Source organism: Corynebacterium tuberculostearicum (assembly GCF_046097465.1).
Taxonomy (GTDB): Bacteria; Actinomycetota; Actinomycetes; order Mycobacteriales; family Mycobacteriaceae; genus Corynebacterium; species Corynebacterium tuberculostearicum_I.
Genome location: NZ_CP175799.1, coordinates 569,632 through 591,114 on the forward strand (window position 1 = coordinate 569,632; position 21,483 = coordinate 591,114).

General features: G+C 63.4%; 21 protein-coding genes and 1 pseudogene. 11 read left to right on the forward strand and 11 right to left on the reverse strand.

Translation table 11 applies throughout. The features are described 5' to 3' along the window. Positions 1–3: 3 nt before the first annotated feature. Both groL and ACKFRX_RS02770 read left to right on the forward strand, forming a co-directional pair. Positions 4–1,620 carry a chaperonin GroEL gene (gene groL, locus ACKFRX_RS02765; protein ID WP_005326837.1) on the forward strand — a complete coding sequence of 539 codons (1,617 nt, stop codon included), beginning with the start codon at positions 4–6 and terminating at the stop codon, positions 1,618–1,620. A 93-nt stretch (positions 1,621–1,713) separates the two neighbouring features. Further along, positions 1,714–2,042 (forward strand): annotated as a pseudogene (locus tag ACKFRX_RS02770) (hypothetical protein); the annotation flags it as partial. 9 nt (positions 2,043–2,051) lie between these two features. Here the strand turns inward: ACKFRX_RS02770 and ACKFRX_RS02775 are convergent. After that, positions 2,052–2,354, reverse strand: coding sequence for a WhiB family transcriptional regulator (locus ACKFRX_RS02775; protein ID WP_005326832.1), 303 nt, complete (start codon positions 2,352–2,354; stop codon positions 2,052–2,054). A gap of 306 nt (positions 2,355–2,660) precedes the next feature. Here ACKFRX_RS02775 and ACKFRX_RS02780 point away from each other — a divergent pair, with 306 nt between their 5' ends. Then, positions 2,661–3,233 carry a sigma-70 family RNA polymerase sigma factor gene (locus tag ACKFRX_RS02780; protein WP_040424956.1) on the forward strand — a complete coding sequence of 191 codons (573 nt, stop codon included), beginning with the start codon at positions 2,661–2,663 and terminating at the stop codon, positions 3,231–3,233. Positions 3,234–3,298: 65 nt separating this feature from the next. After that, entirely contained in the window at positions 3,299–4,054 is a 756-nt protein-coding gene (locus ACKFRX_RS02785) for a hypothetical protein (RefSeq protein WP_005322694.1), read from the forward strand. A 3-nt stretch (positions 4,055–4,057) separates the two neighbouring features. Here ACKFRX_RS02785 and ACKFRX_RS02790 read toward each other — a convergent pair whose 3' ends face one another. Beyond that, positions 4,058–4,429: a DUF5319 domain-containing protein gene (locus ACKFRX_RS02790; protein WP_005326826.1), complete on the reverse strand. Its 372-nt coding sequence runs from the start codon at positions 4,427–4,429 to the stop codon at positions 4,058–4,060. A 119-nt stretch (positions 4,430–4,548) separates the two neighbouring features. On the opposite strand from ACKFRX_RS02790, the gene guaB reads away from it, so the two are divergent. Together guaB and ACKFRX_RS02800 are read left to right on the forward strand one after the other, a co-directional pair. Beyond that, on the forward strand, positions 4,549–6,069 hold the full coding sequence (gene guaB / locus ACKFRX_RS02795) for an IMP dehydrogenase (RefSeq protein WP_250411226.1): 1,521 nt from the start codon (positions 4,549–4,551) through the stop codon (positions 6,067–6,069). A gap of 7 nt (positions 6,070–6,076) precedes the next feature. Then, on the forward strand, positions 6,077–7,240 hold the full coding sequence (locus ACKFRX_RS02800; RefSeq protein ID WP_005322688.1) for a GuaB3 family IMP dehydrogenase-related protein: 1,164 nt from the start codon (positions 6,077–6,079) through the stop codon (positions 7,238–7,240). A 111-nt stretch (positions 7,241–7,351) separates the two neighbouring features. Here ACKFRX_RS02800 and ACKFRX_RS02805 read toward each other — a convergent pair whose 3' ends face one another. Next, positions 7,352–7,723, reverse strand: a complete 372-nt coding sequence (locus ACKFRX_RS02805; protein ID WP_005322686.1) for a hypothetical protein — start codon at positions 7,721–7,723, stop codon at positions 7,352–7,354. Between the two features lie 33 nt (positions 7,724–7,756). Between ACKFRX_RS02805 and guaA the strand changes: the two genes are divergently transcribed. Beyond that, the gene (gene guaA / locus ACKFRX_RS02810; protein ID WP_408924459.1) at positions 7,757–9,331 is read left to right on the forward strand and encodes a glutamine-hydrolyzing GMP synthase; all 1,575 of its coding nucleotides are present in this window, start codon (positions 7,757–7,759) and stop codon (positions 9,329–9,331) included. Positions 9,332–9,398: 67 nt separating this feature from the next. Here guaA and ACKFRX_RS02815 read toward each other — a convergent pair whose 3' ends face one another. Next, positions 9,399–10,436, reverse strand: a complete 1,038-nt coding sequence (locus ACKFRX_RS02815; protein ID WP_005322682.1) for an HNH endonuclease signature motif containing protein — start codon at positions 10,434–10,436, stop codon at positions 9,399–9,401. A 137-nt stretch (positions 10,437–10,573) separates the two neighbouring features. Then, complete coding sequence (locus tag ACKFRX_RS02820; protein WP_150851532.1) at positions 10,574–10,993, reverse strand: hypothetical protein; 420 nt, start codon at positions 10,991–10,993, stop codon at positions 10,574–10,576. 130 nt (positions 10,994–11,123) lie between these two features. Between ACKFRX_RS02820 and ACKFRX_RS02825 the strand changes: the two genes are divergently transcribed. Further along, positions 11,124–11,720 carry a hypothetical protein gene (locus ACKFRX_RS02825; RefSeq protein ID WP_150851531.1) on the forward strand — a complete coding sequence of 199 codons (597 nt, stop codon included), beginning with the start codon at positions 11,124–11,126 and terminating at the stop codon, positions 11,718–11,720. Next, positions 11,717–13,240: a DNA polymerase Y family protein gene (locus ACKFRX_RS02830; protein WP_408928074.1), complete on the forward strand. Its 1,524-nt coding sequence runs from the start codon at positions 11,717–11,719 to the stop codon at positions 13,238–13,240. The genes ACKFRX_RS02825 and ACKFRX_RS02830 overlap by 4 nt, the downstream gene beginning before the upstream one ends. Here ACKFRX_RS02830 and ACKFRX_RS02835 read toward each other — a convergent pair. After that, entirely contained in the window at positions 13,237–13,794 is a 558-nt protein-coding gene (locus ACKFRX_RS02835) for a hypothetical protein (RefSeq protein ID WP_005326812.1), read from the reverse strand. The genes ACKFRX_RS02830 and ACKFRX_RS02835 overlap by 4 nt on opposite strands. Before the next feature lie 110 nt (positions 13,795–13,904). Here ACKFRX_RS02835 and ACKFRX_RS02840 point away from each other — a divergent pair, with 110 nt between their 5' ends. After that, positions 13,905–14,765: a sucrase ferredoxin gene (locus tag ACKFRX_RS02840; protein WP_250411246.1), complete on the forward strand. Its 861-nt coding sequence runs from the start codon at positions 13,905–13,907 to the stop codon at positions 14,763–14,765. 36 nt (positions 14,766–14,801) lie between these two features. Here the strand turns inward: ACKFRX_RS02840 and ACKFRX_RS02845 are convergent, their stop codons facing one another. The 3 genes from ACKFRX_RS02845 to ACKFRX_RS02855 all read right to left on the reverse strand — a co-directional run bounded on the left by ACKFRX_RS02845 (position 14,802) and on the right by ACKFRX_RS02855 (position 17,450). Next, on the reverse strand, positions 14,802–15,482 hold the full coding sequence (locus ACKFRX_RS02845; RefSeq protein ID WP_150851552.1) for a methionine ABC transporter permease: 681 nt from the start codon (positions 15,480–15,482) through the stop codon (positions 14,802–14,804). Then, the gene (locus tag ACKFRX_RS02850; protein WP_408919219.1) at positions 15,479–16,516 is read right to left on the reverse strand and encodes a methionine ABC transporter ATP-binding protein; all 1,038 of its coding nucleotides are present in this window, start codon (positions 16,514–16,516) and stop codon (positions 15,479–15,481) included. The genes ACKFRX_RS02845 and ACKFRX_RS02850 overlap by 4 nt, the downstream gene beginning before the upstream one ends. Before the next feature lie 70 nt (positions 16,517–16,586). Next, positions 16,587–17,450 carry a MetQ/NlpA family ABC transporter substrate-binding protein gene (locus tag ACKFRX_RS02855; RefSeq protein ID WP_005326805.1) on the reverse strand — a complete coding sequence of 288 codons (864 nt, stop codon included), beginning with the start codon at positions 17,448–17,450 and terminating at the stop codon, positions 16,587–16,589. Positions 17,451–17,587: 137 nt separating this feature from the next. Here ACKFRX_RS02855 and ACKFRX_RS02860 point away from each other — a divergent pair, with 137 nt between their 5' ends. Then, entirely contained in the window at positions 17,588–20,707 is a 3,120-nt protein-coding gene (locus ACKFRX_RS02860) for an error-prone DNA polymerase (protein WP_408928075.1), read from the forward strand. Here ACKFRX_RS02860 and ACKFRX_RS02865 read toward each other — a convergent pair. Together ACKFRX_RS02865 and ACKFRX_RS02870 are read right to left on the reverse strand one after the other, a co-directional pair. Continuing rightward, positions 20,704–21,201 (reverse strand): hypothetical protein, encoded by a 498-nt coding sequence (locus tag ACKFRX_RS02865; RefSeq protein WP_408928076.1) that lies wholly within the window; start codon positions 21,199–21,201, stop codon positions 20,704–20,706. The genes ACKFRX_RS02860 and ACKFRX_RS02865 overlap by 4 nt on opposite strands. Further along, entirely contained in the window at positions 21,201–21,464 is a 264-nt protein-coding gene (locus ACKFRX_RS02870; RefSeq protein ID WP_408928077.1) for a helix-turn-helix transcriptional regulator, read from the reverse strand. Before ACKFRX_RS02870 ends, ACKFRX_RS02865 begins: the two co-directional genes overlap by 1 nt. Positions 21,465–21,483: the final 19 nt, after the last annotated feature.

The window sequence follows — 21,483 nt, forward strand, 5'->3', positions numbered from 1 at the left end:
CTTATGGCAAAGCTCATTGCATTCGACCAAGAAGCCCGCGAGGGAATCCAGCGCGGCGTCGATACGCTGGCTGATGCCGTCAAGGTCACCCTCGGCCCGCGCGGCCGCAACGTCGTGCTGTCCAAGGCCTTCGGTGGCCCCACCGTCACCAATGACGGCGTGACCATCGCCCGCGATATCGACATCGAGGAGCCGTTCGAGAACCTCGGCGCGCAGCTGGTCAAGTCCGTTGCGGTCAAGACCAATGACACCGCTGGTGACGGCACCACCACCGCTACCTTGCTGGCCCAGGCGCTCATCTTCGAGGGCCTGCGCAACGTGGCGGCCGGCGCCAACCCGATCGAGCTCAACCGCGGCATCGCGGCGGCGGCCGAAAAGGCCGTCGAGGAGCTTAAGGCCCGCGCCACCGCGGTCAACTCCTCCTCTGAAATCGCCCAGGTAGCCACCGTCTCCTCCCGCGACCCGGAGGTCGGCGAGATGGTTGCCGGCGCCATGGACAAGGTGGGCAAGGACGGTGTGGTCACCGTCGAGGAATCCCAGACCATCGACTCCGCCGTCGATGTCACCGAGGGTATTTCCTTTGACAAGGGCTACCTTTCCCCGTACTTCGCTACGGAGGAAGAGACCTACCACGCCGTGCTGGATGACGCCGCAGTATTGCTCGTCCGCAACAAGATCTCCTCCCTGCCGGACTTCCTGCCGCTGCTGGAGAAGATCGCCGAGACCAACCGCCCGACCCTCATCATCGCGGAGGACATCGAGGGCGAGCCGCTGCAGGCGCTCGTCGTCAACTCCATCCGCAAGGTGCTCAAGGTCGCGGCCGTGAAGGCTCCGTACTTTGGCGAGCGTCGCAAGGGATTCATGGATGACCTGGCCGTCGTTACCGGCGCTACCGTCATCGACCCAGAGGTGGGCGTCAACCTCAACGAGGCTGGCCTCGACGTGCTCGGTTCCGCTCGCCGCGTGACCATCACCAAGGATGACACCGTCATCGTCGATGGCGGCGGCACCGCTGAAGCAGTAGAGGAGCGCCGCGAGCACATTCGCCGCGACATCGAGCGCACCGATTCCACCTGGGATAAGGAAAAGCTCGAGGAGCGCCTGGCTAAGCTCTCCGGCGGCGTGGCCGTCATCCGCGTCGGTGCGGCTACCGAGACCGAGGTCAACGAGCGCAAGCTGCGCGTCGAAGACGCCATCAACGCGGCCCGCGCGGCCGTCGAAGAAGGCGTTATCGCCGGCGGCGGCTCCGTGCTGGTCCAGATTTCCAAGGAACTCGAGTCCTTTGCCGAGGGCTTCGAGGGCGAGGCTAAGGTCGGCGTTCTCGCCGTCGCCCGCGCCCTGACCCGCCCGGCGTTCTGGATCGCCGAAAACGCTGGCCTCGACGGCGCTGTCGTCGTCTCCCGCGTTGCCGAGATGTCCAACGGTGAGGGCTTCAACGCCAATACTCTCGAGTACGGCAACCTCATCGATAACGGCATCATCGACCCGGTGAAGGTCACCCACTCCGCCGTGGTCAACGCCACCTCCGTGGCCCGCATGGTTCTGACCACCGAGGCCTCCGTGGTGGAAAAGCCACAGGAAGAGCAGCCTGCTGACGCCGGCCACGGCCACCAGCACTAAACCTTCCCAACAACGCCCGCCCCGCTTCCCGCGTGGCGGGTTTTGTTGTACCTAGCTAGGGCCGTGGAATACATCAAGATCACCGCTGATACCGACCCCATTCGCAAGGCCTTCGCCAAGGCCAATGGCGTCAAACCCGCACTCTTTTCCGCGCATTCCGAGGGTCTCTGCTCCAAGCGCAGCGGTGTGGGTGCGGTCTACGTGGAGCAGGGCGTGATGAGCGGGTGGACTCCGGCCACACCGTCATCTGCATCGATCACAACTTGGCCGTACTCGCGCATGCGGATTACGCCATCGACTTGGTCCCCGGCGCCGGTTCGGCCGGCGGCCAGCTGGTCTTTAGCGGCACCCCGGCCGATTTAGCCGAGCAGAAAGAATCGGTGACGGGGCGCTTTCTTGCCGACGCCCTCGTCTCCCCCTAACCTTCTGCCTTAAGCGTTGACCGGCGCGGCCGCGCGGCGGCGTTGGCGCAGCGCAACGACGCGCTCGGATTCGCTCATTCCGCCCCAGACGCCGTAAGGTTCGGCGGATTGCAGGGCATGCTCGCGGCACAAATCAATGACCGGGCAGGAATTGCAGATGGCCTTGGCGCGGTTCTCGCGCTGGGCGCGGGCACGACCGCGCTCGCCATCTGGGTGATAAAACACGTCCGAGTTTTCTCCGCGGCAGGCGCCTTGTAGCTGCCAATCCCACAGGTCAGCGGTGGGACCGGGAAGCAAATGAGGCTGAGACACGTTACTTAGCTCCTTTGTAAGGGCGAGAATTCTAGTGCGGCTTCCGCAGTGTCGCGGGAAGCAACCTCACGTAGTGTTTCGCGCGTGGGTTAACGATGGGTTACCTATTTTTGACTTTTAGGTATTCTTCCCCTGTTCGTCCCTCCGGCACCGCGGTTTACCAGCGGAAACAACAAAGGTTAACGGTTTGTGAATTTTCTTCCGCTCGGGTTGCGCACGCGCTGGGGCCGCGCGTTGCCTTTGCATAATCTTCCCGTGTGCCAATATGGTTAGTTACCGGTTTAAAACATGTCAGAGGGTGCATACGTGAGTGATAAGGAACAGGAGCTAGCGGATCTCGTCCCGCATGCCGTCGACGGCAGCCGTCGAGCGCTGCAAGAAGTTCTGCGGATCATTCACCCGCAGGTGCTGCGCTACTGCCGCGCCCGCATCGGTGGCGGCCGCCAACCCACCGCGGAGGATGTAGCCCAAGAGATCTGTCTTGCAGTGGCCACCTCCATTGGCTCCTACGAGGACAAGGGCCGCCCGTTTATGGCCTATGTCTACGGCATTGCGTTCAACAAGGTCACCGATGCCCACCGCGCCATGGGGCGCGATAAGTCCACCCCTACCGAAGAAATTCCAGAAGACTCCGCGAACGAAGCTACCCCAGAAGAGTGGGCGCTAGAGGCCGACGGTAGTAACAGAATGCGCGCCTTGCTCGATACGTTAAGTGACAAGGCGAAAAACATCGTGATTCTGCGCGTGTTCAACGGTTTGTCGGCAGAAGAGACCGCGGAAATTGTGGGTTCCACCCCAGGCGCGGTTCGTGTCGCACAACACCGAGCACTCGCTCAATTGCGAAAGACCCTCCAAGCCGCCCAGGAAACTGCGCGCTAAGGGCCTAGCGGCCGACTCTTACAGCAGATATCTCTTAACAGAAAGGAAGGGGGAGAGACACCATCATGGCACCGAAGCACCACGGCGATAATGACGGCCTTGCAGACCAGCTCCAGCCCTTGATAGATGATGATGCATTCCTCACCGAGCTTTCGAAGGGAACTAACCCTTCCGACGGCCAGGATGACCTGGCGGAGCTGCTGCTGGAGTTAAAGGGGGACGTCGATAAGCAGATGCCTCCAGCCCCGCTGGTAGAAGGCGCCGAAGCTGAGCCCGCGGTCATCGACCTAGGCCAGGCCCGCAAGCGCCGCCGCGGCGGCCCGTTCGTACATGGGCTCATCGGTGCGGCGGCCGCAACGCTAGTCATCGCTGGAGCCGGTGGAGCCATGCTGCACGCCGGAACCTTTGATAAGGGCGATAAGACCCGCAACGTAGAGCTGGCCGGCACGCTGGAAGAGATGGAATCTCGCGCGGCCGAAGGTGATATTGAAGGCGCTCGCGAACTGATGAAGGACGCCCGCGCCAAGCTGGATGAGGCCGAAGGCAAAGAAGAAAAGGTCGTAGCCGCCAACCGCGAGGCGGAACAAAAGCGGGCTGCGCACCCGAAGCCCACCCCGCACACCGTGACGGAGACTGCCACCGAAACCGTGGCGGAAGAAGCTTCGCAACCGGAACAGCAGCCGGAGCAGGTCACCGTGACCGAGACTCAATACGCCACCGAAACCGTGGTGGTCACGGAACAGGCGCAGCAAAACCCGCAGCCCAACCCCAACGTTGAGGATGAGCCGACGACGACCATCGAGTTGGACCAGCAGCAGTAGAAGCTAGCGGCCCTCTAGGCCATCCAAGTAACCCAAGGCGTAGTCCCAAGGCACGTAGCGGGAGGGATCCGGCTCGGCGCCAGGTTCATGCACCGGCGCTAGCTCGCCTTCAAGGGTGGCGCGCATATTGGCGGCCATAATGTCCCACTCGTAGAAGTGGTTTTCTTGGCAATCCTCGCACAAGAAGAAGATGCCATCGATGCCACGCGGGCCGAGGATGGACGCGAATTTCTGCACCAGTGCGAGGTCGTGGATGATGGCGATCCGGTCGTCGTCGGTAAGCGGCATGACCTGCTCGTCCTCCTCCAAGAAGGAGGCGGGGTCATTCGGGTCATCGGCGAAAGGATCGCGGGGCATATTGGCGAAGAAGTTCACGCCTGCGAGCCTATTGAACTTACCCTCCCGAGGCAATTTACCCCCTGCCCAAATGGTGTCGTCGGCCGGCAACGCACTACAGTTGTGGTAGCCGCTAAACCTGTTAAGGAGAGACCTCGATGAGCGAGAACCGTATTCATACTGGTGGAGATGACCCGAACAAGGTAGCCCTGCGCGGCCTGACCTTTGATGATGTGCTCCTTTTGCCCGCCGAATCCAATATCGTGCCCTCCGAGGTCGATACCGGTGCGCAGTTTACCCGCAATATCCGCCTCGGCGTCCCGCTTGCCTCGGCCGCCATGGATACCGTGACCGAGGCCCGCATGGCCATTGCCATGGCCCGTCAGGGTGGCATCGGCGTGCTGCACCGCAACCTGTCCACCGAGGACCAAGCCGAGCAGGTAGAGATTGTGAAGCGCTCCGAGTCCGGCATGGTCACCGACCCCATCACCGCCCGCCCGGATATGACCATCGGGGAAGTAGACGCGCTGTGCGCCCGCTACCGCATCTCCGGCCTGCCGGTGGTAGACGAGGACGGCACCCTGATGGGCATTTGCACCAACCGCGATATGCGCTTCGAGCCTGACTTTGACCGCAAGGTCAGCGAGGTCATGACGGCCATGCCGCTCGTCGTTGCGCGCGAGGGCGTATCTAAGAAGGAAGCCCTCGAACTGCTTTCGGCCAATAAGGTGGAGAAGCTGCCCATCGTCGATGCGGATAATAAGCTCACCGGCCTGATTACCGTCAAGGACTTTGTCAAGACCGAGCAGTACCCTAACGCGTCCAAGGACTCGGCCGGCCGCCTGTTGGTTGCGGCCGGCATCGGTACCGGGGAAGAGTCCTACCAGCGCGCCGCCGCGCTTGTCGACGCCGGCGTGGACGCCCTCGTCGTCGACTCCGCCCACGCCCACAACAACCGCGTGCTGGAAATGGTCTCCCGCGTCCAAAAGGATTTCGGCTCCAAGGTCGATGTCATCGGCGGTAACCTCGCCACCCGCGAGGCCGCCCAGGCAATGATTGATGCCGGCGCCGACGCCATCAAGGTCGGCATCGGCCCGGGCTCCATTTGCACCACCCGCGTCGTCGCCGGCGTGGGCGCACCGCAGATTACGGCCCTGATGGAGGCCGCCGCAGTAGCTGGCCCGGCCGGTGTGCCGGTTATCGGCGATGGTGGCATGCAGTACTCCGGCGACGTCGCCAAGGCCCTGGCGGCCGGCGCCGATACCGTCATGCTGGGCTCCATGTTTGCCGGCACCACCGAAGCCCCCGGTGACATCGTGGTCTACCAGGGCAAGCAGTACAAGCGCTACCGCGGCATGGGCTCCATGGGCGCCATGCAGGGCCGCGGCCTCTCCGGTGAGAAGCGCTCCTACTCCAAGGACCGCTATTTCCAGGCCGATGTCCGCAGCGAAGACAAGCTGGTTCCGGAAGGCGTCGAGGGCCGCGTGCCCTTCCGCGGCGATATCGATGCCATCGTGCACCAGATTATCGGCGGCCTGCGCGCTTCCATGGGCTATACCGGCTCCGCCACCCTGGCCGAGCTGAAGACCAAGCGCTTCGTCCAAATCACCGCCGCGGGCTTGAAGGAATCCCACCCGCACCACCTGCAGCAAATCGCAGAAGCACCAAACTACCGCTAGGAATATCATGCGTGAATACGCCGAAATTGGCATCGGCCGCGAGGCCCGCCGCACCTTCGATCTAGAGCAACTATCCATCGTGCCGCAGCGTCGTACCCGTTCTTCCAAGGACGTGGACACCACCTGGCACATCGACGCCTATACCTTCGACATCCCCTTCGTTTCCCACCCCACCGATGCGCTCGCCACCCCCGAGTTCATCATCGAGATGGGCAAGCAGGGCGGCCTGGGCGTCATTAATGCCGAGGGCCTGTGGGGCCGCCACAAGGACCTCGAGGGCGCCCTAGCCCGCATTTACTCGCAGCCGGGCGATAACTCCATCATCCAGGAGCTGCACGCCGCCCCGCTTGACGACGCCCTCCTTACCGAGCGCATCTCCCAAGTCCGCGACTCCGGAGTTACCGTTGCTGTGCGCGTATCCCCTCAAAATGCTCGCGAGATGGCCCCTAAGGTCATCGCGGCCGGTGCCGAGTTGCTGTTTATCCAGGGCACCCTAGTCTCGGCCGAGCACGTAGCTACCGGCGGCGAGCCGCTGAACCTCAAGGAGTTCATTGGTTCCCTTGACGTTCCCGTCATTGCCGGCGGAGTTACCGACTACACCACCGCGCTACACCTGATGCGCACCGGCGCGGCCGGCGTCATCGTAGGCGCGGGTGTGACCACCAACGCCGAGACCGTTGGCATCGACTCGGCCATGGGCACCGCGATTGCCGACGCCGCCGCAGCCCGCCGCGACTACCTCGACGAGACCGGCGGCCGCTACGTGCACATCATCGCCGATACCGAGTTTGAAAACTCCGGCAATATTGCCAAGGCTTTCGCCTGCGGCGCTGACGGTGTTGCTCTCGGCCCACTGCTTGCCCAGGCCCGCGAGGCCGGCGGCAAGGGCTGGTACTGGCCCGCCACGGCCGGCCACCCGCGTTTCCCACGCGGCTTCGTCCAGTTCTCCGGGGCCGATACCGACTTGGACGTCGATTTCCTCACCACCGGTACCCCGGCCGAAGCCACAGAAGAATCGGCCGCCCCGTCGCTGGAAACCGTGCTGCACGGTCCCTCCAGCGAGCCCTTTGGCCGCACCAACCTGGTCGGCGCGCTGCGCCGTTCCATGGCCAAGTGTGGCTACACCGACCTGAAGTCCTTCCAGAAGGTCGAACTCGCCGTTCGCTACTAATCCGCGCGAGAGTCCTGACGCGGCTGTGCCTTCTTGGCGCAGCCGCGTTTCTTTGTCTCAGGGCTTCCTTCGTCGCCGAACAGATACCAGTTGGCGAGGTAGGAGAGTGGTTTAGGAAACCAATTGCCAGCCGCCCTCACGCCTCCACGTGGTCTTGTCCGTCGTTGGCCGCCATTGCCCTGAGTTGTGGACTGGGCACACGCGTACTCCCGAGGGATTGAGCTCTACAACCTTCTCTTCGCTGCTCGCGCGTAGAACCACCGAATTTTGCGCTACTTCTGGATGCCCCACGCGCTCTGCCTGCTGCGTGCCGCACAATGGAACCCACTCATCCCACTCGCTTCCAAAGATTTCCGCGGCCGGAAGTGTTACCTGTTGCGGGCCTTGTTCATCCAGCGCAGACGTCACCTCGGCCGTAGTCGGGGTGGTGTCACAACCGCACAACAGCAGGCTCGCGGCGAGCACAATAGCCAAGCGCTTCATAAGCTATCAGTTTAGTGGGTTAGACTATGGGGCGTGACTAAGCCAAATACTACCCCGCGCCCCGTCCTCGTTGTGGACTTTGGCGCTCAGTACGCGCAGCTTATTGCCCGCCGCGTGCGCGAGGCCAAGATTTACTCCGAGGTTGTCCCCAACTCCGCTTCTGTAGAGGAAATTAAAGCAAAGGATCCAGCCGCTCTCATTTTGTCGGGTGGACCATCTTCCGTATATGCCGATGGCGCCCCGGCCCTCAAGCCGGAGCTACTTGAGCTCGGCATTCCGGTTTTCGGCATTTGCTACGGCTTCCAAGCTATGAACCATGCGCTTGGTGGCACTGTCTCTTCCACCGGCGAGCGTGAGTACGGCCGTACCGATATGAATGTTAAGGGCGGCGTACTTCACGAAGGCCTGGAGGCTACTCACAAGGTGTGGATGTCTCACGGCGATGCCGTATCTGCTGCTCCCGAAGGCTTTGAGGTTACGGCCACGTCGGCCGGTGCTCCGGTTGCAGCGATGGAGTGCCTAGACAAGAAGATGGCCGGCGTGCAGTACCACCCTGAGGTACAGCACTCGCCGCATGGCCAGGAGGTGCTTACCCGCTTCCTCACTGAGATTGCTGGCCTAGAGCAGAACTGGACGGCCGATAATATCGCCGAGCAGCTCATCGCGGATGTCCGCGCACAGGTGGGTGAGGAAGGTCGCGCCATTTGCGGCCTGTCCGGCGGTGTGGACTCCGCTGTAGCGGCCGCGTTGGTGCAGCGTGCCATTGGCGATCGCCTCACCTGTGTCTTCGTTGACCACGGCTTGCTGCGTGCCGGCGAGCGCGAGCAGGTAGAAAAGGACTTCGTTGCCTCCACTGGAGCGAAGCTGGTGACCGCAGATGAGCGCGCTGCTTTCTTGGAAAAGCTGGCAGGAGTTAGCGACCCAGAAGCCAAGCGCAAGGCCATCGGCGCGGAGTTTATCCGTTCCTTTGAGCGCGCGGTTGCAGGCGTGCTTGACGACGCCCCTGCAGGCTCCACCGTCGACTACCTCGTCCAGGGCACTCTGTACCCGGACGTTGTCGAGTCTGGCGGCGGCGATGGCACGGCGAATATTAAGTCTCACCACAATGTCGGCGGTTTGCCGGATGACGTGGAGTTCGAACTGGTCGAGCCGTTGCGCCTGCTGTTTAAGGACGAGGTACGTGCCGTCGGCCGCGAGCTAGGCTTGCCAGAAGAGATCGTTAGCCGCCAGCCATTCCCTGGCCCGGGCTTGGGTATCCGCATCATCGGTGAGGTGACCGAGGAGCGCTTGGAAACCCTGCGTGAGGCAGACCTTATTGCTCGCACCGAGCTGACCAATGCCGGCCTGGATGACCAGATTTGGCAGTGCCCGGTGGTACTGCTGGCCGATGTCCGCTCCGTTGGCGTGCAGGGCGACGGCCGTACCTATGGCCACCCGATTGTGCTGCGCCCGGTGTCCTCGGAGGACGCCATGACCGCAGACTGGACTCGCTTGCCTTATGAGGTGCTGGAGAAGATTTCTACCCGCATCACCAACGAGGTGAAGGACGTCAACCGCGTGGTCTTGGACTGCACCTCCAAGCCACCAGGAACCATCGAGTGGGAGTAAAACGGCATGCGTAGAAGGCGCTCAGTCTAGTGCTGAGCGCCTTTTCGCTCGTTTTAGCGGGCGGCGCTTACTCGCGCGGGGTAAACGGTGGCCGCCACACAACGCGTCCGCCCACCCGCTCGAGGCGGCCGCGCCGAGGTGGGGCGTTGGGGTCATCGTCGTTGACGCCATTATGGTAGGCGCAGCACATGACCAAGTTTTTCATATTCGTCTCCCCGCCATTGCTCCACGCTTTAAGGTGATGGACTTGGGAGAGGTCGGCCGGCTGATTGCAGCCCGGCCAGGCACAGCGCGGATTTTCTGCAGCGGCCATAATGCGCTGCTTGTCATTGGCCACGCGCGCCGTGCGGTAGAGATTGACCGGCCCTTCCTCGGGGTGCACGAGAGTGACGTAGCCGGTTTCTTTCTCGCCAGAAAAGCCGACGTCGTTGAGCACGCGGCGCAGATATTCGGTGCCGGTGATGGTGGCGCCATTGGTCAGATCGAGCTCGATATCATCACCATGGCCGTCGCGGATGCGGATGAATTTGTCTAACGGCACGATGGCATTGGTCACCACTTCTGCCCGCGCGGCCGCAGCTTGGTCAAAGAAAATCTTTTCTACTGCCTCGAGCGATTGCTTTCCAGTCGCGGCCAGCGCGGCGTTAAGATCCGCGATGAAACTAGAGGTTCCGGTGATGGCCAGCGTCCAGAAGTCATTGGGGCGTCGGTAAGTGCGCACGCCTGGGCTTACGGTGTCGTCTTTCATCTCCCGCAGGCGCCGTCGGGCGTGTTTAAGGATGTGGCTCATCGAGCCGGTCATCGCGCAGCATTCCGCGCGCAGCTGCCAGGCCTGCTTTTTGCTGGGCGCGCGGTTAACAATGCGTTCTAGGGCGGTAAGGGTGGCGATGGAGTGGGTGTTGCGGCGGGCGTCGGCAATAGCGCGGCGCTGCAGGCGCGTAAATTTGGTGCGGCCGAAGTAGCTTTCACACAAAAGCAGCAGATCGGCGGCGATGGCATCGGGCGCGCCGCGGTCCATGAGCTCGGACCCGGACATGCCTTGGCACCCGGCGATGATGTCCATGCCAGGGCCCAAGGCGGTGAGGTAGGTCTCGAGTGCGTTCATGCCTGCAACGCTACGGCGCGCACCTACACCGGTGCACGGCCGGCGCAACCGCTACAGCGGATTCTGTGGATAACCCGCCCCACACCCGGCACTAGGGCCGGAAAAGCTGTGGATAACCCCGAAAAGTGTCGTATAGATCAGGCAAACGCGAGCCGGCGCGTGCCATCCACGTGGGGGAAGACGAAAAAGCTCAGCCCAAAGACCACGAGCCACACCAGCCCGGCGCCCCACGCGGGCAGGGCCACGATGGGTGCGAGCATCACCATAAGCCACAGAATCATCAGTGGCACGAGCTGTGCGATGGTAGGAACTAGAGCGACATTGCGCTTGTTGGCATAGGAACGCATCGCGCGGCGGTAGGGGTGGGCAAAGACGAGGACGAAGGCCGCCACGAGGCATACGAGCGCCCCAACCAGTGCGGCAAAGATATGCGCGCGGCTTGCCAAGAGTGCCACGGCCGCACCGATGAGGATGGACGAGCCCAAGCGCACCCATGGCGGAGTAGGGATGGGAGTGGTGTGCTCGCGCATGGCGCCGTAGGCAGCGTTGAAGTTCATGCCGCTAAGGCTACCATTCGAACATATACTTGCATGTGTCCGGGTGAGGGTTCATACTATTCGGGTGAGTCAAACGAGCGTTCGCCTAGAGAAAGCGGTGGCCGGGCTAAGTAGGTCGGACCGCGTGGCGATGCTGCGTACCCGCATGCGCGCTATGGAGTGCGGTCCGGAAGAAGAGCTGGTAGATACGCTCCCTGGCCTGGCACGCTTGCTTCCCGCAGGTGGCCTGGCGCGCCGGCAGGTGGTGCACTGTGCGAGCTGCCCGGCGCTGGTGGTGGAGCTTATCTGTCACCTCACCGCCCGTGGCGGGTATGTGGGAGTGGTGGGGTGGCCGGATTTGCTACTCGCACAAGTGGCCGAGGAAGGCGCTATCGAACGCGTGGTAACCGTGCCGGATCCGGGCCTGGAATCCTGGATGGTGACGGGAGTATTGGCGGAAGGGCTGGACCTTGTTGTCCACCATGGGCCGCCCGGCGAGGTGAGCCCTACCAAGGCGCGGCCGGTGCTGGCGAAGGTGCGCGGCGGGCGCGCGGCGGTGCTCACGATAGGCACGCGCCTGCCCGGCACAGCGGTGGGGATAGGGGCGCGGGTGGGTGCCTATCGGGGCGTCGGCAAGGGCAGCGGACGCATTCGCGGAGTGGACATGGACGTGGAGGTGACCTCGAAGCAGGGGGCCTCGCGCGGGGTGCTCACGGTGGGTGAGCGTCGCCGGTTGGAGGCCGTATGAGGGTAGCGGCCGTGTGGTTTCCGGATTGGCCCATCCAGGCCGCCGGCGGGCAGGGCCCTATGGTTATTGCGCGCAATCACGCGGTGGCGGTGTGCGATAGGAAGGCGCGCCGGGCGGGTGTTCGGCGCGGGATGCGCCTGCGCCAGGCCCAAGCGCTGTGCCCCGAGGCCGCAGTGGTGGAGGCCAATCCGGATCGGGATGGTGCGGCGTTTGCGGAGGTTGCGGCCGGCTTAGATGCGGTGGCGTCTTCGGTGGAGGTGCTGCGCCCGGGCCTGGCGATTGTGGATGCGGGCGCGGCGCTGCGCTACCACGGAGAGAAAGCACTAGAGATGCTTGTCGACGCCTCATCGTACGCCGGCTTCGACTCCACCCTCGGCGTCGCCGATGAGATTGCCACGGCCGTCATCGCAGCCCGGTACTGCGGCGTGGGCGCGGTGGTGCCAGAGGGCGGCTCGCGGGAGTTTTTGGCTACCCAGCCCATAGGCGTGCTGGCGGCCGATGAGGCCTTGGGCTTTGAGGCTGGGTTTATCGCACAGCTGGACAAGCTGGGCGTGCGACGCCTGGGCGACTTAGCCGCGCTGCCGTTTAAGCAGGTAGCCACCCGGTTTGGCGAGCCTGGCCGGCGCGCCCACGAACTGGCCCAGGCCCGTGCGGATAGGCGCGTGGCCCCAGAGCTGGCGCGCCCGGATCTGGCGGTGGAGATGGAAGAGCGCATCGAGCGTGTGGACGCGGCCGCCTTCGCGGCCCGCCAACTCGCGGCCCGGCTGCATGCCCGCTTGGAAGAGGCCGGCAAGGTGTGCCTGCGGCTGCGCGTGGTGGCGGAGTTTGGCACCGGTGAGGAGCTGGCGCGGGTATGGCGCACACAGGAAGCGCTGACGGAACAGGCCACCGCGGACCGCGTGCGTTGGCAGCTCGATGGCTGGCTCACGCGCGCTACTGGTGAGGGCGCGGCCATTCGCCGCCTAGCGCTGGAGCCGGTGGAGGTCGCCGCCCCGTCCGCTGCAGGTCTCTGGGGCGGGGAGAGCTCGCAGGAGCAGGTCAAGCGCGTGATCGCCCGCGTGCAATCGCAGCTGGGGGTGGATCGCGTGCTGCAGCCGCGGGCGGTGGGCGGCCGTGGGGTGGCCGAGCGCATCGAGTACGTGCCTTATGGCGAGCAGCGCGACGCCCCGCCGGACGGCGAGTGGCCCGGCCGCATTCCCGCACCCTTGCCTGCACGGCTGGGCGGTGGGCCGAACCACCCGGCCGCGCGCATTCGGCTTATCGACGCCGCCGAGCGACCCGTCTTCGTCACCGCCGAAGCCCTCTTGTCCGGGGTGCCGGTGGCCTTGAGCTGGGGTGCGCATCGTTTCCGTGTGCTGGGCTGGGCCGGGCCGTGGCCGGTGGATACGCAGTGGTGGACCGATACCCCGCAGCGCGTGGCGCGCCTGCAGGTGGTGGGCCAGGCCGACCACGAAGAGCATCAGCGGGCCTGGCTCTTGGTATGGTCCGGCGGCCGCTGGCGGGTTGAGGCGACCTATTAATCGCGAATATCGACCACGAGGCGGGTGGGGTTATCGAGCACCTGCACGGAATAAGGCTTGCGAGAGGTCATGCCGATGACAAATTGGCAGCGGCCCTCGTAAGTGCCGCCATTGACCACTTGGGTGACAATTCCTTCCGTAGGGGCATCCACCACGCCGATGCGAGGATCATCTTTGCCGGCCTCGAAGGGATAGACCACGCCGTCGATATTGACATTGAGTGCGGTCTCGCCGGAGTGGTCAATGGTCTTGCCGGAGCCCTGCTGCGTGGGCGTGTCGGCATAGTCCACGAACCAGCCGGGAGTGCCGCCGCCGTCGAGCTCGAAGACGACGCGCTCAAAACCCTCGTGCCGGCCGATGCGCACGTCGGTCACCGTGAGCTCGGAGGGCGCCTGCGGCCGGAGGGTTTTCATCTCCATATTGGCCTGGCCTAGCGGATTGAGCTGGGAGTTATCCGCAGACGCGGCCATGGTGGTGCGGTCCGTCTCGTGGGCGGCGCAGCCGCTGAGAGAAGCAGCGACGAGAAGCGTTGCGGCGAGACGGACTTTCAACATGTCCCCTAGGTTATATTTTCGGCCGTGAACTGTATAGCTGAGGGGGTACTTCGTGGCCGAATTGTTGCCAAGGGTGTGAGCTGGAATGCAGAAAGGTTAGGCTTAGGTATATGACCGAGTTCTGTTCAGATATCCAGGTAGAGCCGCTGCCGGGCACGGCGAAGAAGGAATCCGTCTATGTGCTTTTCGAGTGGCCGGGTGGATGGTCGCGAGACGTGCTTGATGGCGATACCTTTGGGCCGGAGCTCACAGCGCAGCTTAAGTCCAAGCTGAAGGGCGCGGCGGGGCTGCAGCTTATTCGCCGGCCGGGCCGCAACGGTCGCCAGGTGGGCAAGATGCACCGCTGCTACCTGGTGTGGGCCGAACAGGGCGTGATGGAACTCGTGCTGCTGACGGGCCCAGAGAAAATCCTCGATCTGGATCTGACCGGGCCTGGCCGCAATGGGGGCGGCTCTTTGGATACGCCGCTAGTGCTGGTGTGTACGCATGCGAAGCGCGATACGTGCTGTGCGGTCAAGGGCCGGCCGCTGGCTGCGGAGCTGGTGGCGGATTATCCGGATATGGTGTGGGAGACCTCGCACACGAAGGGGCACCGGTTCGCGCCGTCGGTCATGCTCATGCCATGGGCCTATTCCTTTGGCCGCATGAATAAAGAAGCCGCCGCGCAGATGATTGCGGCGGCGGCGAAGGGGAAGTATTTCTACCCGGTAAATCGCGGGCGCGGTATTTTCGGCCCGCGCGGCCAGGTGGCGGAGTTGGCGGTGGCCCGCGCGCTTATCGACGCCGGCGAGGACCTCTCCTATGGCCAGCTCACCGCCACCGACGGCGGCGAGGTCAGCCACGCTGACGGCCGGCGCTGGCGCGTGGCGCTCGAGGAGCGCGAGGTAGAAGGCGTGGTTTCCTCGTGCGGCGATGCGCCGAAGAAAGGCCAGGCCATCGTAGCGACCGGCGTGGAGCCGGTCGCGGGGTAGGCTGCGCGGGGTGGGGGCGGCGTCGGCAAGCGGGGGCTAGCGGCGCATGACCTTGGAAGAGAGCCAGTTGCCGAGGAACTGGGCGGCCTGCACCAGCACGATGATGATGAGTGTGGCCACGACGGTGACTTCCCACTCAAAGGCGCGGTAGCCGTAGACGATGGCAAAGTCACCCAAGCCGCCGCCGCCGACGTAGCCGGCCATGGCGGACATATCCACGATGGCGATGAACAGGAAGGTGTAGCCCAGAATCAGCGGGCCGAGGGCCTCCGGAACGATCACGGAGGTAATGATCTTCCACGGCGAGGCACCCATGGAGCGGGCGGCCTCGATGACGCCGGGATCGATAGCCACGAGGTTTTGTTCCACCACGCGGGCCACGGAGAAGGTCGCGGCGATGACCATGACGAAGGTCGCCGGGCCGCGGCCGATGGAACCTCCCATTACGGCGACGGTCAGTGGCTGGGCAAAGGCCAGCAAAATGATGAAGGGGATGGGGCGGACGAAGTTCACCAACAGGTTAACAATGACGTAGACAAACCTGTTTTGCAGGATGCCGCCCGTGCGGGTGGTGTAGAGCAGCATGCCTAGGCCAAGGCCGAGGATGCCGGCAACGATGAGGGTGGTCGAGACCATGATGAGGGTATCGACGATGGCATCGGCGAGCGAGGGGCCGAGGCGGTCCCAGTTGGCTTGGGCGAGGTTGGTGACGGTCATCGTGCAATCTCCTCAATCTGGGTGGTGGTAGAAAGCGTGCGGTAGAACTCCTCGATGGCGTTATTATCGCCGCTAAGCCGCACGGTCAGCTTGCCAAAGGAATGCTGCTGCAACGTGGTGATACCGCCGTGCACGACGGCGATGGACACGCCGGCCTCCTTGAGCCGAGCGGCAGCGGTGAAGAAGCCGGATTCCTCGGTGAGGTTGATGGTAAACAGGCGGCCTTCGTGCGCAAGCAGGTCGTCGGTTTCGACGACGTCGGGTTCGTTGCGCAGCGAGGTGGCCACGAACTTGGCGGCCACGGAGGTCTGCGGGTTGGAGAAGACCTCATAGACGCTGCCTTGCTCTACTACGCGGCCGTTTTCCATCACGGCGACCTTATCGGCGATGGAGCGAACGACTTCCATCTCGTGGGTAATAACCACGATGGTGATGCCGAGTTCCTTGTTCACCCGGCGCAGCAGGTCGAGGACTTCCTGCGTGGTGGTGGGGTCGAGGGCGGAAGTGGCTTCGTCGGCAAGCAGCAGCGAAGGGTTGGTGGCCAGCGCACGGGCAATGCCAACGCGCTGCTTCTGGCCACCGGAAAGTTGCTCCGGGTAGCTCTTGCCCTTGTCTCCCAGGCCGACGAAGTCCAGCAGCTCTTGCACGCGCTGGGCGCGCTCTTGCTTGCCGACGCCCTGCAGCTGCAGCGGGTATTCAATATTGCCGGCCGCGGTGCGCGAGCTCATCAGGTTGAACTGCTGGAAGATCATGCCGATATTGCGGCGAATGCCACGCAGTTTCCGCTCGGACATGCCAACGATATTGGTCTCGTCGAGCAGTAGCTCGCCAGAGGATGGGGTGTCCAGGCCGTTGATCATGCGCACGAGGGTGGACTTGCCGGCGCCGGAATAACCAATGATGCCGACGATTTCGCCAGGCTCGATGGTCATGGAGACATGGTCGAGCGCCTTAATTCGCGCTTTTTTCTGCTTAAAGATCTTGGTGATCTCGCGGAACTCAATGCGGGTGCCGCGGTGGGTGGAATCTGCCACGTGTTTGCGTCCTTAGCTAGGAAAGTGCCAAACCCCGCCGGGGTCTCCGGCGGGGTAAAAGCAAGGGTGATTAGTCCAGATCTGCTTCGAGCTTATCCAGGATCTTCTGCAGATCCTCCTGGCTGCGCTCCACCTCGACGGAGGTGCCGGCGGAGTCTTCGTCAACGCCCTCCTGGACGGCGTCGCTGTGCCATAGCTCGGCGAGCTTCTTGATGTCCTCGTTATCGGCATCTTCCTCGCGGACGGCGAAGACGTTGATGTACGGCTCTGCCTCTTCAGAGTTCGGGTCGTCCTGGAAGATGGCGGTGGCTGGGTCGATGCCGGCGCGCTCCAAGAAGGAGTTATTGATAATCGCCGGGGTGCCCTCGCCGTGTGCGGACGTGGTCTGTGCGGCATCTACCGGGGTGACCTTGACCTTGGACTTCTTCTCATCGATGTCCAGCGGGGTGGGCTCCAGGTTGTCCTTGTCCTTCAGGGTGAGAAGGCCGGCCTGAACCAACACGTTGATGGCGCGAGCCTGGTTGGTGGAGTCATTCGGGATGGCGACCTCTTCGCCCTCGATGCCGTCGAGGGAGTCGTGGTCCTTCCAGAACAGTGCCAGCGGCACGATCTCGGTAGCCACGATAGGCACCAGGTTGGTGCTGTTGCCGTGGTTATACTCCGCCAAGAACTTCAGGTGCTGGAAGTTATTGGTGTCCAGCTCGCCCTGGTCCAGAGCCTGGTTCGGGGTGTTGTAATCCGCGAAAGGCTGGATATCGATGTCATAGCCTGCGTTCTTTGCTTCCTGCTCGAACGCTACCCAAGCCTTCTTTGCGTCATCGGTGGTGCCGACTTTGATGGCCTTGGAGTCATCGGAGTCGGAAGAGCATGCCACCAGGCTGGTGGCGGCGATGGTTACGGCGGCGGTAGCAGCCACTACGCGACGGATCTGCATGGGGAATCCCCTTCTTGTAGGAGTTGAAATAATTTGCTTGTTTAGCAACTTAGCAATCAGCGAACCGCTTTGTCTATTGTGAACATCACGCCCCACCGGCTTGTATAGAACAATGATTCGATATTACGCTGTCTGGAGTGGAATTTAATGGCGGAAAAGCACTGTCGTGGTCGCGGGTGGAGCGCATTCTCTCTGGTCGCGAATCTACTGCGCCCGTGCCGGTTAATCACCTTCATGGGCCAGCGGATTCTGCTCGGCGTGGTCACTCCGCCGTCCCCTTCGCGGAGTTGCACGCGGTAAGTTCCTATAGCTTTCTTGACGGCGCCGCCGAGCCGGAGGAACTGGTGGCCCGAGCTGTAGAGCTGGGCCTTGAGGGGCTGGCCATTGTAGACTGCGATGGCTTTTATGGCCTGATGAAATTTGCTGAAGCCGCAGCTAAAGCAGGACTTCCCGCCGTATATGGTGCGGAGCTATCGCTTGCGGAGGCCCCGGTGACCGTGCTGGCGCGCACTCCGGAGGGCTATCGCCGCCTGTCGCGCCTCATCGCGCGCGCCCGAATGGAGGCTGGGGAGAAGGATCGCGTAGCTTATCCGCCGTTAGATGAGGTGGCACGCGAACTGGAAGGGGAGTGCTTCTTTCTGGTGGGGCCGGAGGCGCTAGCGGAAATCGATAACCTGCTCGAAAGAATAAAAATAGACAGCATAGTTCTCGAATATTCGTGCAGCATGTCCCCCGAGGATGCGGATCAGCACCGTTTCCTCGATAAATACAATAACCTGCGGGCCATCGCAACCGCACGGCCCGCGGCCGCGACCCGCGACCAAGCTCGGCTCGCCGCCGCCAAGCGTGCCCTAGCCCGGCGCGAATCCCTTGCGGCCGCCGCGCCGCACGCCCACCCCATGGGGGCTGGCTGGCTGCGATCCGGCGAGCAGATGGCGCAACTCTTGCCGGATCGGCCGGAGCTCATCGCCGAAACCGTGGCGCTCGCCCGCGAGTGCTCCTTTACCTGGGACGCCCTTGCGCCCAACCTGCCGCATTTTCCGGTGCCGGAGGGGTACACCGAAATGAGCTGGCTGGAGCACGAGGTCTGGCGCCGCGCCAAGGACCGCTATGCCTCGCGCCCGGCCGAGATCAGGCAGGCGGCAAGGAAGCAGATTCGGCATGAACTGGGCGTCATCAAGCAGCTGGGCTTCCCCGGCTACTTCCTGATCGTGTGCGACCTGGTGGACTTTTGCCGGCGCGAGAATATTCTGTGCCAGGGGCGTGGCTCGGCCGCCAACTCTGCGGTGTGCTTCGCGCTGGGCATTACCAATGCGGAGCCCATCTCCGCGCAGCTGCTTTTCGAGCGCTTTCTCTCCCCGGACCGTGATGGCCCGCCCGATATTGATATCGACATCGAGTCCGGCCGCCGCGAGGAAGTCATCCAGTATGTCTACCGCACCCACGGCCGCGATCGCGCCGCGCAGGTGGCCAATGTCATTACCTATCGCCGCAAGGGAGCTACGCGCGATGCCGCCCGCGCGTTGGGCTACCCGCAGGGCTCGGCCGATGCGTGGTCGAAAGGTACCTCCGAGCCGCCTGCCGACGTCTCCTCTTTAGCCGAGCAATTCCTCGGCCAGCCCCGCCACCTGGGCATCCACTCCGGCGGCATGGTGCTGTGTGACCGCCCCATTGCGGACGTCGTTCCTATGGAATGGGCGCGCATGGACAATCGTTCCGTATTGCAATGGGATAAGGACGATTGCGCGGCCGCCGGCCTGGTGAAATTCGATCTCTTGGGCTTGGGCATGCTGGAGGCGCTGCACCACATGATCGATGCCGTGCGCGCCACCACCGGCCGCGAGGTGCACCTGTGGGAGCTCGACCTTGCCGAGCCGGAGGTCTATGACATGCTCTGCCGCGCCGATGCGGTGGGCGTCTTCCAGGTGGAATCCCGTGCGCAGCTAGCCACGCTGCCGCGTCTGAAGCCGCGCCGCTTCTTTGACTTGGTGGTCGAGGTCGCGCTCATTCGCCCCGGCCCTATCCAGGGCGGGTCCGTGCACCCCTACCTGCGCCGTCGCGACGGCCTTGAGGAGGTGACCTATGACCATCCGGTGCTGGAAAAATCCCTGGGCAAGACGCTGGGCATCCCGCTTTTTCAGGAGCAGTTGATGCAGATCGCTGTCGACGCCGCCGGTTTTTCCGGCGCCGAGGCCGATGACCTGCGCCGCGCCATGGGCTCGAAGCGCTCCCCGGAAAAGATGGCCGCGCTGCGCAGCCGCTTCTTTGCCGGCCTGCGCGAGACCAACGGTATTGAGGGTGAGGTAGCGGATAAGCTTTGGGCAAAAATCGTGGCCTTCGCCGCCTATGGCTTCCCGGAATCCCACTCGCAGTCCTTTGCCTCGCTGGTGTATTTTTCCGCGTGGTTTAAGTACCACTACCCGGCGGAATTCTGCGTGGGGTTGCTGCGCGCGCAGCCGATGGGTTTCTACTCCCCGCAGTCGCTCATCCAAGACGCCCGGCGCCACGGCGTGCGGGTGCTGCCGGTAAGCATTAATGACTCCGGCGCCCAGGCCCGCGCGACGGGCTCGGCCGAGATTCGCTTGGGCCTTAACCTCATCAAGGGGCTAGGGGAGTCCGCCGCCGAGCGCGTGGAGGCGGCCGCGCCTTTTACTAGCGTGTCCGATCTTTCGCGCCGGGCGGATCTCAGCGTGGAGCAGGTGGAGGCGCTGGCTACGGCCGGGGCGCTGGAGTGTCTGGGGCTGGATCGCCGCCAAGCGCTGTGGCAGGCTGGCGTCGCCGCCACCGAGCGTGAGGGCATGCTGCCCGGTACGTCCGCCCTGGCCTCGCCGCACCTGCCCGGCATGTCCGCCTTCGAGCTTATGGCTACCGACGTCGCCGCCACCGGCGTGACCCATAACCAGCAGCCGATGGAGCTGGTGCGTGCCTCGCTTGCCGACGTCCTCCCTGCCTCCCAGCTCCCCCATATCCCCGATGGCACCCGCGTGCGCATCGCCGGCATCATTACTCACCGCCAGCGCCCGCGCACTGCGTCCGGCCTGACCTTTTTGGGCGTCGAGGATGAAACCGGCCTGATGAACGTGATGGTTTCACCCGGATTGTGGTCGCGGCATAAAGTTCTGGCCCGCACCGCCCGCGCAATGATTATTCGAGGCATCGTGCAAAATGCCACCGGGGCGGTCAGCGTGGTCGCGGATAAGCTCGAGCCGCTGGACTTAGGCGAATTCCTCTCCCGCGGCTCCCGCGATTTCCGCTAGTTGCCTCCGCTGCGCAGCTCGTCTGCGTTGAGTTTATTGGCCAATTCTTTGGCTACCGCAAATGGAATCCACAGCAGTTGGGTGTAGATGAGCTTGGCAAAGAAGATGGCGATACTAGCCCCCGAGGTCGCCTCCTCCACTGCAACCTGCTCCGCCCCGAGAAAGCGCAGGCCGAATGCGGTGGTGACGGCGACGAGGAAGAGCACTATGGCCGTGGCCAATGCGGTTTTCAGGCCTTTGTCGCGGGCGTCGGTATGCAGGCGCAGCTCGTACTCATCCATCTCCGTAGTAGGAACGTCGAGGTGCCGAATGGACTGGCGCAGCCACGTGGTGCACATGGTCGCCGCAATGCCAGCTATCGGCCACAGCAGATTAGACAAGCCAAGCGCGAAGAAGTGCAGGGCCGCCGCCACGATGGCCAGGCCGAGAAAAATATCGCCGGCCAGGACAAGGCGCTTGCGGCGAGAAACGGAGGCGGGAATCGTGTTAGCCATTAGGAATTCTTCCTGTAGATTTCAGTGGACATGGGGGAAAATTCCTGGCGGGAAAAGATGGCCTCCACCGGAAGATCAAAGACCTCGCAGACGCGGAAGGCTAGGTCCAGGCTGGGGGAGTGGTCCCCGCGCTCAAGGGCTCCGACGGTCTGGGGGTTAACATCGATGGCCTTAGCCAGCTGCGCGCGCGACATGTCCCGCTCGGCGCGTAGCACGCGTACCCGGTTATAGATGGGTGCGGAGGGCTTCTTCTTTGGGGACATAAGTCAAAGTATTGCATAA

Coding starts and splice junctions, on each gene's coding strand:
- ACKFRX_RS02820 (WP_150851532.1), bottom strand. CDS start 10,993: ATGAACTTCAACGCTGCCTACGGCGCCATGCGCGAGCACACCACTCCC.
- ACKFRX_RS02825 (WP_150851531.1), top strand. CDS start 11,124: ATGCTGCGTACCCGCATGCGCGCTATGGAGTGCGGTCCGGAAGAAGAG.
- ACKFRX_RS02870 (WP_408928077.1), bottom strand. CDS start 21,464: ATGTCCCCAAAGAAGAAGCCCTCCGCACCCATCTATAACCGGGTACGC.
- ACKFRX_RS02805 (WP_005322686.1), bottom strand. CDS start 7,723: ATGAAGCGCTTGGCTATTGTGCTCGCCGCGAGCCTGCTGTTGTGCGGT.
- groL (WP_005326837.1), top strand. CDS start 4: ATGGCAAAGCTCATTGCATTCGACCAAGAAGCCCGCGAGGGAATCCAG.
- ACKFRX_RS02800 (WP_005322688.1), top strand. CDS start 6,077: ATGCGTGAATACGCCGAAATTGGCATCGGCCGCGAGGCCCGCCGCACC.
- ACKFRX_RS02835 (WP_005326812.1), bottom strand. CDS start 13,794: ATGTTGAAAGTCCGTCTCGCCGCAACGCTTCTCGTCGCTGCTTCTCTC.
- ACKFRX_RS02785 (WP_005322694.1), top strand. CDS start 3,299: ATGGCACCGAAGCACCACGGCGATAATGACGGCCTTGCAGACCAGCTC.
- guaB (WP_250411226.1), top strand. CDS start 4,549: ATGAGCGAGAACCGTATTCATACTGGTGGAGATGACCCGAACAAGGTA.
- ACKFRX_RS02840 (WP_250411246.1), top strand. CDS start 13,905: ATGACCGAGTTCTGTTCAGATATCCAGGTAGAGCCGCTGCCGGGCACG.
- ACKFRX_RS02855 (WP_005326805.1), bottom strand. CDS start 17,450: ATGCAGATCCGTCGCGTAGTGGCTGCTACCGCCGCCGTAACCATCGCC.
- ACKFRX_RS02830 (WP_408928074.1), top strand. CDS start 11,717: ATGAGGGTAGCGGCCGTGTGGTTTCCGGATTGGCCCATCCAGGCCGCC.
- ACKFRX_RS02815 (WP_005322682.1), bottom strand. CDS start 10,436: ATGAACGCACTCGAGACCTACCTCACCGCCTTGGGCCCTGGCATGGAC.
- ACKFRX_RS02865 (WP_408928076.1), bottom strand. CDS start 21,201: ATGGCTAACACGATTCCCGCCTCCGTTTCTCGCCGCAAGCGCCTTGTC.
- ACKFRX_RS02845 (WP_150851552.1), bottom strand. CDS start 15,482: ATGACCGTCACCAACCTCGCCCAAGCCAACTGGGACCGCCTCGGCCCC.